The sequence below is a fragment of the Enterococcus sp. AAFC-DPL-5182 genome, from assembly GCF_058216605.1.
The window spans coordinates 1,220,214-1,235,662 of the sequence record NZ_CM177101.1; the positions used below are offsets into that span (position 1 = coordinate 1,220,214).

General features: G+C 36.6%; 15 protein-coding genes. 11 read left to right on the forward strand and 4 right to left on the reverse strand.

What is annotated here, in order from left to right:
• Positions 1-71: 71 nt before the first annotated feature.
• A complete protein-coding gene (locus AC4BB7_RS05625; protein ID WP_086312222.1) occupies positions 72-656 on the reverse strand; it encodes a CYTH domain-containing protein in 585 nt (194 codons plus the stop codon).
• Between the two features lie 195 nt (positions 657-851).
• Here AC4BB7_RS05625 and yjbM point away from each other — a divergent pair, with 195 nt between their 5' ends.
• From yjbM to mgtE, 4 genes are read left to right on the forward strand one after another with little or no spacing between them, the layout of a single operon-like run.
• Complete coding sequence (gene yjbM, locus AC4BB7_RS05630) at positions 852-1,532, forward strand: GTP diphosphokinase (RefSeq protein ID WP_086312223.1); 681 nt, start codon at positions 852-854, stop codon at positions 1,530-1,532.
• A 10-nt stretch (positions 1,533-1,542) separates the two neighbouring features.
• Positions 1,543-2,340 carry an NAD kinase gene (locus AC4BB7_RS05635; RefSeq protein WP_086312224.1) on the forward strand — a complete coding sequence of 266 codons (798 nt, stop codon included), beginning with the start codon at positions 1,543-1,545 and terminating at the stop codon, positions 2,338-2,340.
• Between the two features lie 7 nt (positions 2,341-2,347).
• A complete protein-coding gene (locus tag AC4BB7_RS05640; RefSeq protein WP_490484691.1) occupies positions 2,348-3,241 on the forward strand; it encodes an RluA family pseudouridine synthase in 894 nt (297 codons plus the stop codon).
• 19 nt (positions 3,242-3,260) lie between these two features.
• Entirely contained in the window at positions 3,261-4,622 is a 1,362-nt protein-coding gene (mgtE, locus tag AC4BB7_RS05645) for a magnesium transporter (RefSeq protein ID WP_086312226.1), read from the forward strand.
• A 110-nt stretch (positions 4,623-4,732) separates the two neighbouring features.
• Here mgtE and AC4BB7_RS05650 read toward each other — a convergent pair whose 3' ends face one another.
• A complete protein-coding gene (locus AC4BB7_RS05650) occupies positions 4,733-5,365 on the reverse strand; it encodes a copper homeostasis protein CutC (RefSeq protein ID WP_490484692.1) in 633 nt (210 codons plus the stop codon).
• A gap of 138 nt (positions 5,366-5,503) precedes the next feature.
• Here AC4BB7_RS05650 and AC4BB7_RS05655 point away from each other — a divergent pair, with 138 nt between their 5' ends.
• Positions 5,504-6,349 carry a methyltransferase domain-containing protein gene (locus AC4BB7_RS05655; protein ID WP_490484693.1) on the forward strand — a complete coding sequence of 282 codons (846 nt, stop codon included), beginning with the start codon at positions 5,504-5,506 and terminating at the stop codon, positions 6,347-6,349.
• A gap of 242 nt (positions 6,350-6,591) precedes the next feature.
• Positions 6,592-7,098 carry a tRNA (uridine(34)/cytosine(34)/5-carboxymethylaminomethyluridine(34)-2'-O)-methyltransferase TrmL gene (gene trmL, locus AC4BB7_RS05660; protein ID WP_086312229.1) on the forward strand — a complete coding sequence of 169 codons (507 nt, stop codon included), beginning with the start codon at positions 6,592-6,594 and terminating at the stop codon, positions 7,096-7,098.
• A 68-nt stretch (positions 7,099-7,166) separates the two neighbouring features.
• On the opposite strand, the gene gloA2 is transcribed toward trmL, so the two are convergent.
• Positions 7,167-7,547 carry an SMU1112c/YaeR family gloxylase I-like metalloprotein gene (gene gloA2, locus AC4BB7_RS05665; protein ID WP_490484694.1) on the reverse strand — a complete coding sequence of 127 codons (381 nt, stop codon included), beginning with the start codon at positions 7,545-7,547 and terminating at the stop codon, positions 7,167-7,169.
• A gap of 237 nt (positions 7,548-7,784) precedes the next feature.
• Here gloA2 and AC4BB7_RS05670 point away from each other — a divergent pair, with 237 nt between their 5' ends.
• The 3 genes from AC4BB7_RS05670 to AC4BB7_RS05680 all read left to right on the forward strand — a co-directional run bounded on the left by AC4BB7_RS05670 (position 7,785) and on the right by AC4BB7_RS05680 (position 12,306).
• On the forward strand, positions 7,785-8,414 hold the full coding sequence (locus AC4BB7_RS05670) for a histidine phosphatase family protein (RefSeq protein WP_490484695.1): 630 nt from the start codon (positions 7,785-7,787) through the stop codon (positions 8,412-8,414).
• A gap of 31 nt (positions 8,415-8,445) precedes the next feature.
• Positions 8,446-11,028, forward strand: a complete 2,583-nt coding sequence (recD2, locus tag AC4BB7_RS05675; RefSeq protein WP_490484696.1) for an SF1B family DNA helicase RecD2 — start codon at positions 8,446-8,448, stop codon at positions 11,026-11,028.
• Positions 11,029-11,190: 162 nt separating this feature from the next.
• Positions 11,191-12,306: a PLP-dependent transferase gene (locus tag AC4BB7_RS05680; protein ID WP_490484697.1), complete on the forward strand. Its 1,116-nt coding sequence runs from the start codon at positions 11,191-11,193 to the stop codon at positions 12,304-12,306.
• Between the two features lie 48 nt (positions 12,307-12,354).
• On the opposite strand, the gene AC4BB7_RS05685 is transcribed toward AC4BB7_RS05680, so the two are convergent.
• Complete coding sequence (locus AC4BB7_RS05685; protein ID WP_490484698.1) at positions 12,355-13,314, reverse strand: diacylglycerol/lipid kinase family protein; 960 nt, start codon at positions 13,312-13,314, stop codon at positions 12,355-12,357.
• Positions 13,315-13,548: 234 nt separating this feature from the next.
• Here AC4BB7_RS05685 and AC4BB7_RS05690 point away from each other — a divergent pair, with 234 nt between their 5' ends.
• Together AC4BB7_RS05690 and AC4BB7_RS05695 are read left to right on the forward strand one after the other, a co-directional pair.
• A complete protein-coding gene (locus tag AC4BB7_RS05690; protein ID WP_490484699.1) occupies positions 13,549-14,055 on the forward strand; it encodes a QueT transporter family protein in 507 nt (168 codons plus the stop codon).
• A 176-nt stretch (positions 14,056-14,231) separates the two neighbouring features.
• Entirely contained in the window at positions 14,232-15,437 is a 1,206-nt protein-coding gene (locus AC4BB7_RS05695; protein ID WP_490484700.1) for an aminoacyltransferase, read from the forward strand.
• Positions 15,438-15,449 lie beyond the last annotated feature (12 nt).

Consider the following 15,449-nt stretch of genomic DNA (forward strand, 5'->3'; position numbering starts at 1 on the left):
CAACTAAGTGTCCCTAATTTATCAGAAAATCTGGGAAAAATGAAATGATATGTTTTTCCTATAATAACTTCTTAATCTTTCTCTTTTGAGCTCATCATCATTCGTTGAATCTTATTCGGTGACGGAGATTCTTTGATATTCAAAGTATTCAATAAGGAAAGAAAATCTGCCTTTCCGTTATACGGATCGTCTACCTCTAATTCCAACTCAAAATCATGCTGCTCATTGTACCAACTTTCATCTAGTGCGAGTAAACCTTGGGGAAGTTTTATTTCTGCTCGTTTAGTTGTTAAGCTGCCGATTAAACGCAAATCATTTTTATTGATTCCTAAAGTAGTTAATCTGTTGTACACATTTCCAGAATTTGGAAGTGTAGCAGATGCAACAATATGCTGTGCTTCGTCAATAGAAATAGTATCGTTGATTTCCAGCAAACCGACTTCTTCAGGAATTTTCAAAGTGATTTCTGCATTATTTGATAGTGTACGAACTCTTAAACCGATATGTTTTTCTTTTAATTGAAAATCGGCTGAATCAAAATAATAATTGGTTTGTGTAAAAAATTGTTTTTCTTTTAGTTGAAAGTAGTCAACTGTTCGTGAAAACTCTTCGATAGACAATAATGTTTTAAATTCTATTTCTAAATTCTCGCTCACTCGTTTTTGACCCACTTTCTTTAATTTAATTCAATTTTTGCATACTTTACCCATTTACGTCAAGAAAAGTGAACTAGAAGTTAAAAAATTCGCCATTGTTGAAAAAAAGCATACAATTTCTCAAATTGCCCTATTTTTACCGGCTCTATGGTAAAATAAGCTGTGAATCAAATTCAAAGAAATAGAGGGATGAGGATGGAGAAAGAGTGGGAGCTTTTTCTGGCACCGTATGAACAGGCTGTTGGAGAAATGAAAGTTAAGCTGCGCGGTATTCGCAAGCAGTTTCGAGAACAAAATAAACATACACCTATTGAGTTTGTAACGGGGCGAGTAAAGCCTGTAGATAGTATTCTAACAAAAGCCGCATTGCGTAATATCCCTATCGATCGTTTAGAAGAAGAAATGCAGGATATTGCAGGGCTTCGGATCATGTGTCAATTTGTTGAAGACATTCGGCAAGTTGTGGATATCATCCGTAATCGAAAAGATTTACAAATTATTCAAGAACGAGATTATATTTCAAATAAAAAAGAGAGTGGTTATCGTTCGTACCACTTAGTGATTGAATACCCTGTTCAGTTGATTACAGGTGAAAAAAAGATTTTGGCGGAAATTCAAATACGTACCTTAGCAATGAATTTTTGGGCAACGATCGAACATTCATTGAACTATAAATATCAAGGTGCTTTTCCAGAAGAGATGAAAGAACGGTTACAACGAGCAGCAGAAGCAGCGTATCAATTAGATGAAGAGATGTCCACGATTCGTGAAGAAATACAAGAAGCACAGCATCTGTTCTCACATGGACGAGGAAAATCAAAAGATAATTACTATCAAAAATACAACGATACTAAAGAGAACTTAGACAAAAAATAGGAGGGGTAAGATGAAAGTAGCAATTGTTCATAATCATGAACACAAATCGAATGAAGTCACCCGTCATTTACTCCTGCTTTTGAAAAAAAATAAGATTGAGATCGATGACCACCAACCAGACCTCGTAATTTCAGTGGGGGGAGATGGTACACTATTATCAGCGTTTCATCGTTTTAGTCATCGACTGGATGAAGTTAGTTTTTTAGGTGTTCACACAGGCCATCTAGGATTTTATACGGATTGGCGAGACTATGAATTGGAGGAGTTAGTTCAAAGTCTGTTAGTTCATCAAGAAAAAAGTATTAGTTATCCACTTCTTGATGTAAAAATCAGTTTTCATGGGAATAAACCCGATAAGCATTTTTTAGCATTGAATGAATCGACAATTAAGCGTGCAAACCGTACCATGGTTGCAGATGTCTTTATTAAAGATGAATTATTTGAACGTTTTCGTGGAGATGGGTTATCTGTCTCAACACCAACTGGCTCAACAGCTTATAATAAAAGTATTGGTGGAGCAGTATTGCACCCTAGTATCAATGCATTTCAACTTGCGGAAATCGCTTCATTGAATAATCGAGTTTTTAGAACATTGGGATCACCGATCGTGATTGCTCATACAGAATGGGTTGAAATCAAATTACAGGAAAGTAACGATTATTTAATTACAGTAGATCAACTTGATATTTATCAAGATGATATCAAGTCAATTTATTATCGGATTGCAGATGAGCGTATTCATTTTGCCTCGTATCGGCATATGCATTTTTGGCATCGCGTTAAAGATGCCTTTATTAGTGAGGATTAATAAGTTAATGGAATTTAATTGGACGGTAGAGAAAAAAGAACCGCAGCAAGTAAAATATTTCTTAAAAGAGCAGGGGATCTCTAAAGGTCTTCTGGCTAAAATCAAGTTTCAAGGTGGAAAAATCGAAGTCAATCAAACCGTTGAAAATGTATTATTCAAGTTATCTTTTGGTGATCAGGTAAAAATCACGATTCCTGATGAAAAAGAGCACGAGACATTACTTGTTGATGATGTACCGATTGATATCGTGTTTGAAGATGAGCATTATTTAGTGGTTGATAAACCAGCGGGTGTTGCATCGATTCCAGCCCAATATCACCCTAATGGCACTATGGCTAATCGGGTGAAGGCTTATTTTAAAGCGCAACACTATAAAAATCAGGTGATTCACGTGGTGACTCGATTAGATAGAGATACTACCGGTTTGATGTTATTTGCTAAACATGGTTTTGCTCATGCTATGCTAGATCAGGAATTACGTAAAAAAGAGGTCGTCAAAATTTATCAGGCTTTGGTTGGAGGAAGTGTTTCTGAATTAAAAGAGCACGCCCTTATTCAATTGCCGATCGGTAGAGATTTTTCTTCTATATTAAAACGAACAATTTTAGAAACGGGACAACATGCAGAAACAGAGTATTGGCTGACAAAACGTAACAATGATGAAGCACTAGTAAATATTCAACTACATACAGGAAGAACCCATCAAATTAGAGTTCATTTTGAAGCGATTGGGTGTCCTTTGTTGGGCGATGACATGTATGGTGGTAAAATGAATAGTGGTATAAATCGGCAAGCTCTACATTGCTGTCAGTTGAGTTTTGTTCATCCGTTTACAAAGAAACGGTTAGAGTTAACTTCTCCTTTAGCAGAAGATATGAAAAAAATTGTAGATCAACTATAAATTGAAAGGGGAGGTTAAGGTGAATGAAGGACAAGAAATGGAAGAACATTTCTCTTTGTTGTTAGAAAAGCTAAAAGAACAGCAGATGGCTGAATTTCGTGAGTTATTTTTAACACTTCATATTTATGAGCAAGGTCAATTTTACCAATCAATAGATGAAGTAGATAGAAAACAAATATATAGTTATTTGTCTCCTAAAGAATTAGCGGATATGTTCGATGTGATTGAAGAAGACAATGAAAATATGAAAGATTATATTGCAGAGATGCGTCCGAGCTATGCAGCTGAAATGTTATCAGAGATGTATACAGATAACGCGGTCGACTTGTTGAATATGTTGGATAAAAGTCAAAAAGCGAAATACTTAAGCTTAATGAGTACCGAAGATGCTGGGGAAATCAAAGAATTGCTGCATTATGAAGATGATACAGCAGGCTCGATCATGACGACAGAATTTGTCTCCATTGTTGCGAATCAAACTGTTCGTTCTGCAATGTATGTACTGAAAAATCAGGCAGATGTAGCTGAAACAATTTATTACGTCTATGTGGTAGATCAAGAAAACCATTTAGTAGGGGTTATTTCTTTACGTGATTTGATCGTAAATGATGATGATACAATGATTGCAGATGTACTAAGCGAACGGGTCATTTCGGTTCATGTGGGTGATGATCAAGAAGATGTTGCTCAAACGATTCGAGATTACGATTTCCTTGCCTTACCAGTTACGGATTATGATGATCATCTGTTGGGAATTGTCACAGTTGATGATATCATCGACGTTATCGATGATGAAGCGGCCAGTGATTACTCTGGTTTGGCTGGGGTCAATGTTGAAGAAGTCAGTGAAAATCCTATCAAAGCAGCATCAAAACGTTTGCCTTGGTTGATCACATTATTATTTTTAGGAATGTCTACAGCTACCTTAATCAGCCATTATGAAGAGTTAGTTAGTGAAGCAAGTATTTTAGCTGTATTTATTTCATTGATCACAGGGACGGCTGGAAATGCGGGTACGCAATCATTGGCGGTCGCGGTCAGAAGACTAGCTGTGGCAGATGAAAAAGATAATAATTTTGGACGTTTGATCATTAGTGAAGTATTGACGGGTCTTGTAACAGGTGCGGTAACAGGAGTAGCAATTTTTATTGTTGTTGGGATTTGGCAACATAATTTCCCTCTTGGATTTGTGATTGGCATGGCGATGCTTTGTGCAATTACAGTAGCAAACTTGGCTGGAAGTTTGATACCAATGTTGATGGATAAACTAGGTTTCGATCCTGCAGTTGCTAGTGGACCTTTTATCACTACCTTAAGTGATTTAACCAGTGTGTTGATTTATTTTAATATTGCTAGTTTGTTTATGCAGTATTTTGTATGACGACAAAAAGGTACTCCAATCGCAAGATCGGGTACCTCTTTTATTTGAGTCAAAAAAAGGAAATAATCAGACCAAATCACTTCAAGTTTGATTATTTCCTTAAATTGTAATTATCCTAGGATTTTTGTCCCATGAACTTCGCTGACCTGTAAAGCATCAATTACTGCTTCAACATTTTTATCAGAAATACCGCCGCCAGGTAAAATAATAATTCGATTATCAGCATACTCGATCAATTTTTTTAGATGATCAAAATTATCCTCGATTGCCGTTCCAGAAGGCCCACCATGTGTTAAAATCCGATGAACATCATGTTCTGCTAGCCAATCGATCGCTTTAAATTGATTTTCTTTATTCAATACATCAAATGCCATATGGAAAGTTATCTGTAGTCCTTCAGCGGTCTCAATCAATAACTCTAATGCCTCTTCATCTAACCAGCCATCTCTTGTGAGGCAACCTAGAACAACACCGTCAGTTCCAATTTTTTTAGCTTCGATCAAGTCTGTATGCATGATTTTGAGTTCAATATCATTATAGACAAAATCGCCACCTCGAGGTCTGATGATCGTCATAACAGGAATCGATTTTTCACCAGCATAGGAAATAACTTCTTCAATAACGCCTGTACTAGGGGTCGTACCGCCAACAGCTAAGTTATCGCATAATTCGATACGCCCAGCACCATTTCTTATGGCAGTTGGAATATCCGTGAAATTTTCAGCGCAAAATTCTTTGATCATTCGTTTCACTCCTTGTTTTTTCTTCACAGGCATTGTACCACAATTCTAGCTGTTGCCAAAGTCTTCTTCTCGTTGTAAGATAAATAGCGACAGTTTTACTGTTCGATTCAGAATTTATAGTGAATAGGAAGTAACGTTATGTTGAAAAAAATTGATTCAGCGCGTAAATTTTTAGAAACACATCAAAAACAATTTCATTGTCCAGTATGTAAAAAGCCATTTAAGTTAAATGGTTATAGCTTGATTTGTGCAGAGAACCATCAATTTGATTTATCGAAAAAGGGAACTATCTACTTTCTTTCTCATAGCATTCAAACGGAATACAATAAAAAAATGTTAGCTCATAGAGGTAGAATGATTAAAAGCGGCATGTACCAGCCATTATTAGAAAAAATTGCGGATAGGATGAATTTGTCAGGAAATACATTGGATGTTGGCTGTGGTGAAGGAAGTTTTTTATCTGAGCTTTCCAATTTAGGTCTGACTGGTCCAAAAGTTGGATTTGATATTTCAAAAGAGGGCATTTATTTAGCCAGTAATCAGCCAATCGATGCTTTTTGGTGCGTAGCTGATTTGACGAATTTACCATTCGCTGATCAGTCAATGGATACAATTTTGAATATTTTTTCTCCGTCTCATTACCAAGAATTTCAACGTGTATTGAAAAAAGAGGGGACTGTGATAAAGGTAATTCCAGAAGTAAACTATTTAAAAGAGTTGAGAGTTGCGTTTTATCCAGATGATGAAATCAAACAAACCTACTCAAATGAAAAAGTATTAGCAAAGTTTTCAGAGGAAATGGACGTTTTGAATGATGACCGAGTAACATTTACTTTTTCCATACCTGAGCAAAATCGACTTGATCTATTGGAGATGTCTCCATTAGAATGGGGTGTTTCTGAGCAAATAAAAGAAGAAATTCAAAGAAATCCATTATCAAAAATCACAATTGACGTTCGTGTGTTAAAAGGAAAAGTAAAATAGCGCTTACATTCAGTTAATTTACTAAAAGGTATTGCAAAGCTACTGTAATGGTGTTATATTACATACAAGTTGTTTTTTCATTGGTTTTTATCAGGTTCCTGTTCTGATAAAAGTTAGTGAAAAGAGCTTCACTAACGTAGCGACTCGCAGTGATTGACACCGAGGCGATACGTTTTTTTTATGTCGATTTTTGTGAATAAAAAATAAATTATGTGTCATTTAAATGAAAGGAAATTGCAATCATGACAAATCATATTGTATTATTTGAACCTCAAATTCCAGCAAATACAGGGAATATTGCTCGGACTTGTGCCGCTACAAACTCTCCATTACATCTCATAGAGCCGTTAGGTTTCCAAACGGATGACAAACACTTGAAACGAGCAGGATTAGATTATTGGAATGATGTTAATATCATGTATCATAAGGATTTGGCTGCTTTTTTGACTTATTTAGGTGAAAAGCCTCTACATTTAATCACCAAATTTGCCAATCAAACATATAGTGAAATAGATTATACGGATAATGAAGACCATTATTTTATGTTTGGTAAGGAAACAACAGGGTTACCAGAAGAGTTTATGCGCAACAACGAAGAAAAATGTCTACGGATTCCAATGAATGATGAGCATGTCCGTTCATTGAACCTGTCTAATACTGTTGCATTGGTAGTTTATGAAGCGTTACGGCAACAGAATTTTCCAGCATTGGAATTGCAGCATCATTATGAGCATGACAAATTAGACTGAAACTAAAAAAACTGCTACCTAATTTTAGGTAACAGTTTTTTTTATTGAAATGGGCCAAGGCTGCCCTATTACTCGTGCAATTCCAAGGGCAAGCCATCTGGGTCAAAGAAAAAAGTCATTTTTTCCCCTGTGAAGGTATCTTTTCGAATGGGTTCACAGTCAATATTTTTAGCTTGTAAAAAAGTGATGACTTCTTCGATATTTTCAACTTTAAACGCTAAATGACGGAGACCTAGCGCTTCAGGATAAGATGGGCGTTTTGGTGCATCGGGAGAAATAAAAATTTCTAATTCGTAGTTTCCTAATGACAAATCAAGTTTGACATCATTTTTATCTTTTCTATGGTTTTCTCTGATAATAGTAAACCCAAGTTTTTCCACATAGAATTCTTTTGTTTTATGATAATCGGAACAGTTGATAGCAATATGATGGATCTGATTGAAAAACAAAATTAAACCTCCTAAATTAAAAGCGAAACGGACTAGTTTCTTCCTGCGCATTCATATGTATTTTTATCTTTTTCATTATAACTCATTATTTTTTTGAAACACAATCAGGTTGTTTGAATTTTTATAAAACTCAGAGTTCAATGGAATTTTGCCTGCGAAAATGATACACTAGATAAGATAAATAAGTGAAAATCAAGTTGTAGAAATTCAATTAATAAGAATCAAGGGAGCAAGAACATGAAATTATATTTTACTCGCCATGGAAAAACAGAATGGAATCAGGAACTTAGGTTTCAAGGGATGAGTGGAGATTCACCATTGCTTCCAACGAGTTATAAAGAAATAAAGTTATTGGGCCAAACAGTCAAAGATGTCCCTTTTAAAAAAATATTTTCAAGTACCTCACCACGTGCTAGAAAAACAGCAGAAGGTATCAATGAAGAGCTAGAACAACCAGTAGAAATCATTTTTACTGATGACCTAAAAGAACTAGGGCTGGGAAAATTAGAAGGTCAGTCTATCCACGAAATGAGAAAAATTTACAGTGAAGAGATGGATCATATGCGCTACCGTTTAGATCGGTACAATCCGGAAGTGTTTCAAGGCGAACCGATCGAACAAGCAATTTCACGTATTTCTTCTGTTGTGAAACAGGCTGTTGATAAAGGGGACGGACCTTATTTATTTGTTGGTCATGGTGCATCCTTGACTGCGGCGATTCAGTCGCTTTCGGGGAAAGAATTAGCTGATTTGCGCAGTATGGGTGGACTTAAGAACAATAGCTTATCGATCTTGGAAACAACAGAAACTGAAAATGAACAAGGTTATACATTGAAATTATGGAATGATGATTCTTTCTTATCATAGATAATAGTGGGGATAAAGCGAGGTGAAAGCGATGGATACATTGTTTGGCGAAGAGGAAAAAGAATATGTGGTTGGACAAGTTCAGGCGATCTTTTTTCAAAACCCTAGCAATTTTTACAAAGTTTTGTTGGTGAAAATCACAGATACAAATACAGATTATTTAGAAAAAGAAATCGTAACGACTGGTAGTTTCGGTCAAATTCAAGAGGAAGAAATTTATCGCTTTTTTGGACATTTCGTGGATCATCCTCGTTATGGTAAACAATTTCAAGTAGATAGTTACCAACAAGAGCGCCCAACATCTGCCAATGGTGTGGTAAATTATCTTTCTAGTGAGAAGTTTCCGGGGATCGGTAAACGAACAGCTGAAAAAATCGTAGAAATCTTGGGAGAAGACGCCATTGATCGAATTATAGCGACTCCTGATGTTTTAGAAGAAGTTCCCCAGCTAAATGAAAAAAAACGTCAAACTATCATTGAAACGATCCGCTTAAATCATGGGATGGAACAAGTGATCGTTGGACTAAACCGTTATGGGTTCGGTAGTCAACTGTCATTTGCGATTTATCAAACTTATAAAGAAGAAACATTAGATATTATTCACGAGAATCCTTACCAACTAGTAGAAGATATTGAAGGAATTGGTTTCAAGCGAGCAGATAATATTGCTGAGCAGCTAGGAATTGGTGCAGATTCAGATAAGAGAGTACGAGCAGCGATCACCCATGAAATCTTCCAACATTCAGTACGTTCTGGTAATACGTATGTTGAAGCGGAGATGTTACTTAGAGAGACGATCAGTACATTGGAATCTAGTCGCCCAGTTGAGATTTCACTGGATCAAGTAGCTGAGCAAATCATTCATTTGGTAGAAGAGGGCAAAATCCAACAAGAAGGTACAAAGCTTTTTGAAAATAGTTTGTATTTTTCAGAATGGGGAATTGGCACCTCCATCCAACGTTTACTTTCTAGAAAAAAAGAGATTAAGTACGATAAAAAAGAGATAGAAAAAAATATACGTGGCATTGAAAAGCGTTTAGGAATTCTTTATGGAGATTCCCAACAAGCTGCAATTGAAGAAGCGATAAAAGCACCTCTATTTATTTTAACAGGTGGTCCAGGGACAGGGAAAACTACTGTAATCAATGGGATCGTGTCGTTGTTTGCGGAGTTGAATGGACTTTCTTTGGACGTGAAAGATTATACACAAGAGATGTTTCCTATATTATTAGCGGCTCCGACTGGACGTGCGGCGAAGCGTATGAATGAAACAACTGGGTTGCCAGCGAGTACCATCCATCGCTTATTAGGTTTGACTGGACGTGAAAAAAATCCAAGTATGACAGCGAAAGAGCTAGAAGGCGGACTGTTGATCGTTGATGAAATGTCAATGGTAGATACCTGGTTAGCAAATACGTTATTTAAGGCAATTCCAACAAATATGCAAGTGATTTTCGTTGGTGATAAGGATCAGCTTCCATCAGTTGGACCGGGTCAAGTATTACATGATCTTTTGCAAATCAATGAGATCCCCAAAAAAGAACTAACAGAAATCTATCGACAAGGTGATGGATCAAGTATTATTCCCTTAGCTCATGAAATCAAACAAGGAAAACTTCCTCAAGATTTCACTGTGAATCAAAAAGACCGTTCCTTTTTCCCAAGTGATGTGTATCATATCGAGACATATGTCCGGCAAATCGTGACGAAGGCGAAAGCTAAAGGTTTTTCACCTCAAGATATTCAACTTTTGGCACCGATGTATCGAGGTGCTGCTGGAATCGATGCATTAAACAAGATGATGCAGGAAATATTTAATCCCAATGATGGTACGAAAAAAGAAGTCAAATGGAATGAATCTGTTTATCGAATCGGTGATAAAGTGTTGCATTTAGTGAATACGCCAGAACTCAATGTCTTCAATGGAGACATGGGGGAAATAGTCGGAATTATCTTGGCTAAAGAGTCGGAAGACAAAGTCGATGAATTAGTGATTCAGTTTGATAACAATGAAGTCAGCTACAAGCGAAATGAATGGAATAAAATCACACTCTCTTATTGTTGCTCGATCCATAAAGCGCAAGGTAGTGAGTTTAAGATGGTGATATTGCCGATGGTTCATCAATATCATCGGATGCTGCAACGAAACTTGCTGTACACAGCTGTGACTAGAAGTAAAGAGATACTGATACTATTGGGAGAAGTTCAGGCGTTCAATACTTGCGTTGCTCATGAATCAGCTAGTCGATTAACGATGTTGAAAGAACGAATCACAAGCGCAGATGATATGACTTTAACAACAAGGATGCAACTTGAAGCGTATGAAGAGGGATTGAATAAAGAATCACCTTTCAATGAGACAGAGGAAAAAAGACCGATTGTCTATGAAACAGTCAAAGAGGAACAGACTTCTACTGTAGAAGAAGTAACTGAACCAGTACTCATTAAACCTAAAGTACAAGAAATATCATTGTTTAGTGAGTCTGTCCAAGAAATCGATGAACAAGTTGAGGCGGAAATAGATCGATTATTGACACCTGATTTGGTACAAAGACAAACAATCGATCCCATGATTGGAATGAATCAGACTACACCATACGACTTTATGAAGTAAAAGAAGAAAAAACGGAACAGCGATCTACTGCTTGTTTCGTTTTTTTCTTTTATCGAACTATTTCTTGCTTTAAGCTTTGTTCGACGTATATAATGAGAGGCAACACGGAAACGTGCTGACGACAAATGAAGGTCGTTTATTTTCTGGAAAAGAGGGAAGGTCATGGAAAAAAAATCACAATCGGGAGAGATTCAAACAGACACATTTTTGGCACAAATCGGAAATCATCAAAACCCAGTTACAGGATCGATCAATACGCCTATCTATTTTTCAACGACGTATGAACATCCGACACTAGGCGAGTCGACGGGCTATGATTATACGAGAACTAAAAATCCAACGAGAGAAGTCGTAGAATCAGCATTAGCAGTTTTGGAAAATGGTGCAGTTGGTTTGGCAACGAGTTCAGGAATGAGTGCTGTGCAATTAGTATTTAGTCAATTTCCTGTGGGGAGTCAAATTGTTGCATCTAGAGATTTATATGGAGGTAGCTATCGCTATTTTAAAGACTTAGAGAAACAAGGATTGTATCAGTTTATTTATGTCGATGATGAAGCAGGATTTGAAAAAGAAATCACGGATAAAACAACAGCAGTGTTTATTGAAACACCAACAAATCCTTTAATGAGTGAAGTTTCGATTGAAAAGGTCGCTGTTTTTGCTAAAAAACATCATGCGCAGTTGGTCGTTGATAATACCTTCTACACACCACTACTTCAAAAACCATTAGAGTTAGGTGCGGATGTTGTGATTCATAGTGCGACCAAATATTTAGGCGGTCATAATGATTTGCTGGCAGGCGCTGTGATTGCACGCTCACAAGAAATTGGCGAGCAATTGGCGTATAGTTTGAACACTACAGGAGCTGTTTTATCTCCTTTTGATAGCTGGTTATTGATTAGAGGAATGAAAACTCTAGCATTACGGATGGAAAGACATGAAGAAAATGCGCGGGCCGTTGTAGCGTATTTAAAAACCAGCACGTACGTCAAAGAAGTGATGTATCCAGGTCGTGGTGGAATGCTGAGTTTTAAAATCAAGGATCAAGAAATGATCAAAGACTTATTACGAAATTTATCGATTTTTACTTTTGCAGAAAGTCTGGGTGGGGTTGAAAGCTTGATTACTTACCCAACGACACAAACACATGCGGATATTCCAAAGGCGTTAAGAGAGTCTTATGGATTAACACCAGATTTGTTGAGAATCTCGACAGGAATTGAGGCCAGTGAGGATTTGATTGCAGATTTGAAACAGGCATTTGAATCGTTAAACTAAAAAAAGAGGAAAAAACAAAAATTGTTTTTTCCTCTTTTTTTGATACGCTCAAAACCAAAATAATCGAGTGACGGTCCCAAAACAGATATCCGTACTTCTTTTCCCTAAAATTTCACCATCAGCATGAACATATTGAGGAACCGTTGACACAATCCGAAGTTTACTGGATTGAAAATGATGAAAGTATTTTGAGTGCATATGTTTTTTTTGAATCAATAATAAAATCAGCCAGAAAATTTTAAACATATTGATCCTTTCCACTAAGACAAAATCCAGAATAGGTTTGCGTGGATCAGCAACAGGGGCGATCGGTACCCCGCCGCCAAAATAAGGATGCTTTGTTACGGTGCATAAAAACGCACGATCAAATTCAAGTTTTTTTCCATTGAGTTCAACTAAAATAGGAAAGCCTTTTTGTGAGAATAATACCTTTAAAATAGAAAATATATAAGATAAAGAGCCCATGTTGAACTTATTTAGTGCACTTTTTGATGTAGAAGCATTTGCAGCGTTGACGATAGCCGCATCTAGACCGATGCCAATATTGTTGACAGCAAAACCTACTTCATCTTGAATCGATTCGGCATACGTGATTATTTGTATTTCTTGTGGTGTCTCGGCTTTAAGCAATTGAAAAAAAGCTTTTTCAGCTTGCTTAGCGATTCCAACCCCACGGGCAAAATCATTACCTGAACCACATGGGATATACCCAAGCGGGATGCTAGGATCAAAGTTTTCTAAAGCATTGACTACGCTATGTAGAGTACCATCTCCGCCAAGAACGACTAAAAGTGGAAAAGAGTCAATTTCCAGCTCAGTGTTCCAAGGAATCAGCGTTTCTTGTGCTAGCTGTTGAACAATGGCAATTTCATGTCCAGCATGCTCTGTATAAAAAGTCGTGTAATCAATATTGGCTGTTTGCAATTGTTTGATGATCTTTTCAGCGGCTTTACGCCCAGTACCGCTACCAGCATTTTCATTGATGACGAGATAAAAATGTTTCTTCATTTGTTTCCTCCTTGTACAAAGTCCTATTATACCAGACATGCGAATAATTAAGAATAATGGATGCTTGAAAATTATAAATAAGAAAAAGAACGTTGAAAGATATTGTGACTAATCATTGTTAAACGTCCGATTATGAGATATAATGCCTACGTATCATTTTTTGAGGAAAATTGTTCCTCAACAAGGTTCATCAACCATCCCTTGTAAAAAAACTCGGAGAAAGAAGGGGAAACTATGCAAAATACTGTTACATCAAACAGTAAGGTAAAAGCAATTACCATGAATGGTATTGTGATGGCGTTATATCTTGGCTTAACTATTTTAGTAGCACCGGTTTCGTCAGGTCCAATCCAATTTAGAATTTCTGAAAGCTTGAATCATTTAGTTGTATTCAATCGTAAATTGATGTGGGGTGTTTTAGGTGGAGTCGTTGTCTATAATTTTTTCTTTGGCTTTGGAGCCATGGATGCGTTATATGGCGGACTACAAACATTTATTTCGTTAGGTTTAACAGCGCTACTACAAAAAAGAGTACCTAATGTCATCGCTCGTTTGGCGCTAAATACATTGTTTTTCACTGCTACAATGTGTATTATTGCCTACATGTTGGCACCCGCTGGCGGAGCAGCCTTTTGGGGGAATTACGCGACATTAGCACTCAGTGAATTTGCGACAATGGCTGTTGCGGCACCTGTGATGTATTGGATCAATAAAACAGTTCACTTTGAAAAACGGCTTTGATCATTAAAGAGAAGTGATCAATAGTTATATTTTAAGAGGTTAGATCAAGACTCATAATAGTTTTGATGTAGCCTCTTAAAATTTTCTAACCAATTTCATGAAAAACTTTACTGTTCCTGTAGAATAAATTATGATATGGTAATACAGAAGCGAAAATGTAGAGGAGTTTTTTTAGAATGTTTGAATTTAAAATTGGCGTTGATGCCAAAGAACACGATAAATTTGTTGAAAGCCACCCTTTATGCAACTTATTACAATCGTCTGCATGGGCAAAAGTAAAGGATAACTGGGGATCAGAAATCGTTGGTGTTTACGAAAATGGAATCTTAGTTGCTTCCAGCTTGGTATTGATCAGACCATTACCAATGAAATTTTCGATGCTCTACACGCCACGTGGTCCGATTATGGATTATACAAATTCAGAACTGGTTACCTTTTTTTTAAAAGAGCTAAAGCAGTTTGGCAAGAAAAAAAGAGCGTTGTTTGTAAAAATGGACCCAACAGTTCATTATAAAGATTTCCATATAGGTGAAGAACAAATAATCAATGCTCAGGCTCAAACGATCATCGATAACATTGTTAAAAGTGGAGCTAAACATCAAGGATTGACAATGGCGATGGATGCCACGATCCAACCACGTTTTCAAGCCAATATTTATAAAGAAGATTTTAGTGAAGAACAGCTATCAAAAAGCACTAAGAAAATGATGAAACAAGCGCACAAAAAAGGTGTCACTGTTAAAATGGGGCATACTGAATTAGTGGATGATTTTGCGAAAGTCATCGAATTGACGACTGAACGTCAAAATATCTCACTTCGAAATAGTGATTATTTTAAAAAATTACTAACGATTTATCCTGAGAATTCTTTTATCATGTTGGCACAAGTGAACTTGAAAGAACGTTTTGAAGAGACCAAGCAACGCTTTGATAAAAACAAAGAAGATTTAGCCAACTTAAAAGAGAATCAAGTAAAAAAACGTCATAATCTAGAGGAACTTGATTTTTCCCTTACACGAGAAATGAAGGAGCTTGAAGAAAATATCACGCATTCTGGTGATGTTGCAGTTGTAGCAGGAGCTTTAGCGATTACTTTTGGCTCAACAAGTGAAATTCTATATGCTGGACTTGATGATCGCTATAAACGTTATATGCCTGCTTATGTGACTTGGTTTGATGCCATCAACGAATGTTTTGAACGTGGCTGTACGTCATGTAATATGGGGGGATTAGAAGGCAGTTTAAGTGATGGCTTGATCAAATTTAAATCTAACTTCAATCCAACCGTGAATGAATTTATTGGTGAATTTGATTTACCAGTCAATGGTTTACTGTTTAAAGCAAGCGAATTTGCATATAAATTAAAAAAACAAAAGAAATAAGCTTTACGAAAA

Coding starts and splice junctions, on each gene's coding strand:
- yjbM (WP_086312223.1), top strand. CDS start 852: ATGGAGAAAGAGTGGGAGCTTTTTCTGGCACCGTATGAACAGGCTGTT.
- AC4BB7_RS05635 (WP_086312224.1), top strand. CDS start 1,543: ATGAAAGTAGCAATTGTTCATAATCATGAACACAAATCGAATGAAGTC.
- AC4BB7_RS05640 (WP_490484691.1), top strand. CDS start 2,348: ATGGAATTTAATTGGACGGTAGAGAAAAAAGAACCGCAGCAAGTAAAA.
- AC4BB7_RS05650 (WP_490484692.1), bottom strand. CDS start 5,365: ATGATCAAAGAATTTTGCGCTGAAAATTTCACGGATATTCCAACTGCC.
- AC4BB7_RS05655 (WP_490484693.1), top strand. CDS start 5,504: ATGTTGAAAAAAATTGATTCAGCGCGTAAATTTTTAGAAACACATCAA.
- trmL (WP_086312229.1), top strand. CDS start 6,592: ATGACAAATCATATTGTATTATTTGAACCTCAAATTCCAGCAAATACA.
- AC4BB7_RS05670 (WP_490484695.1), top strand. CDS start 7,785: ATGAAATTATATTTTACTCGCCATGGAAAAACAGAATGGAATCAGGAA.
- recD2 (WP_490484696.1), top strand. CDS start 8,446: ATGGATACATTGTTTGGCGAAGAGGAAAAAGAATATGTGGTTGGACAA.
- AC4BB7_RS05680 (WP_490484697.1), top strand. CDS start 11,191: ATGGAAAAAAAATCACAATCGGGAGAGATTCAAACAGACACATTTTTG.
- AC4BB7_RS05685 (WP_490484698.1), bottom strand. CDS start 13,314: ATGAAGAAACATTTTTATCTCGTCATCAATGAAAATGCTGGTAGCGGT.
- AC4BB7_RS05690 (WP_490484699.1), top strand. CDS start 13,549: ATGCAAAATACTGTTACATCAAACAGTAAGGTAAAAGCAATTACCATG.
- AC4BB7_RS05695 (WP_490484700.1), top strand. CDS start 14,232: ATGTTTGAATTTAAAATTGGCGTTGATGCCAAAGAACACGATAAATTT.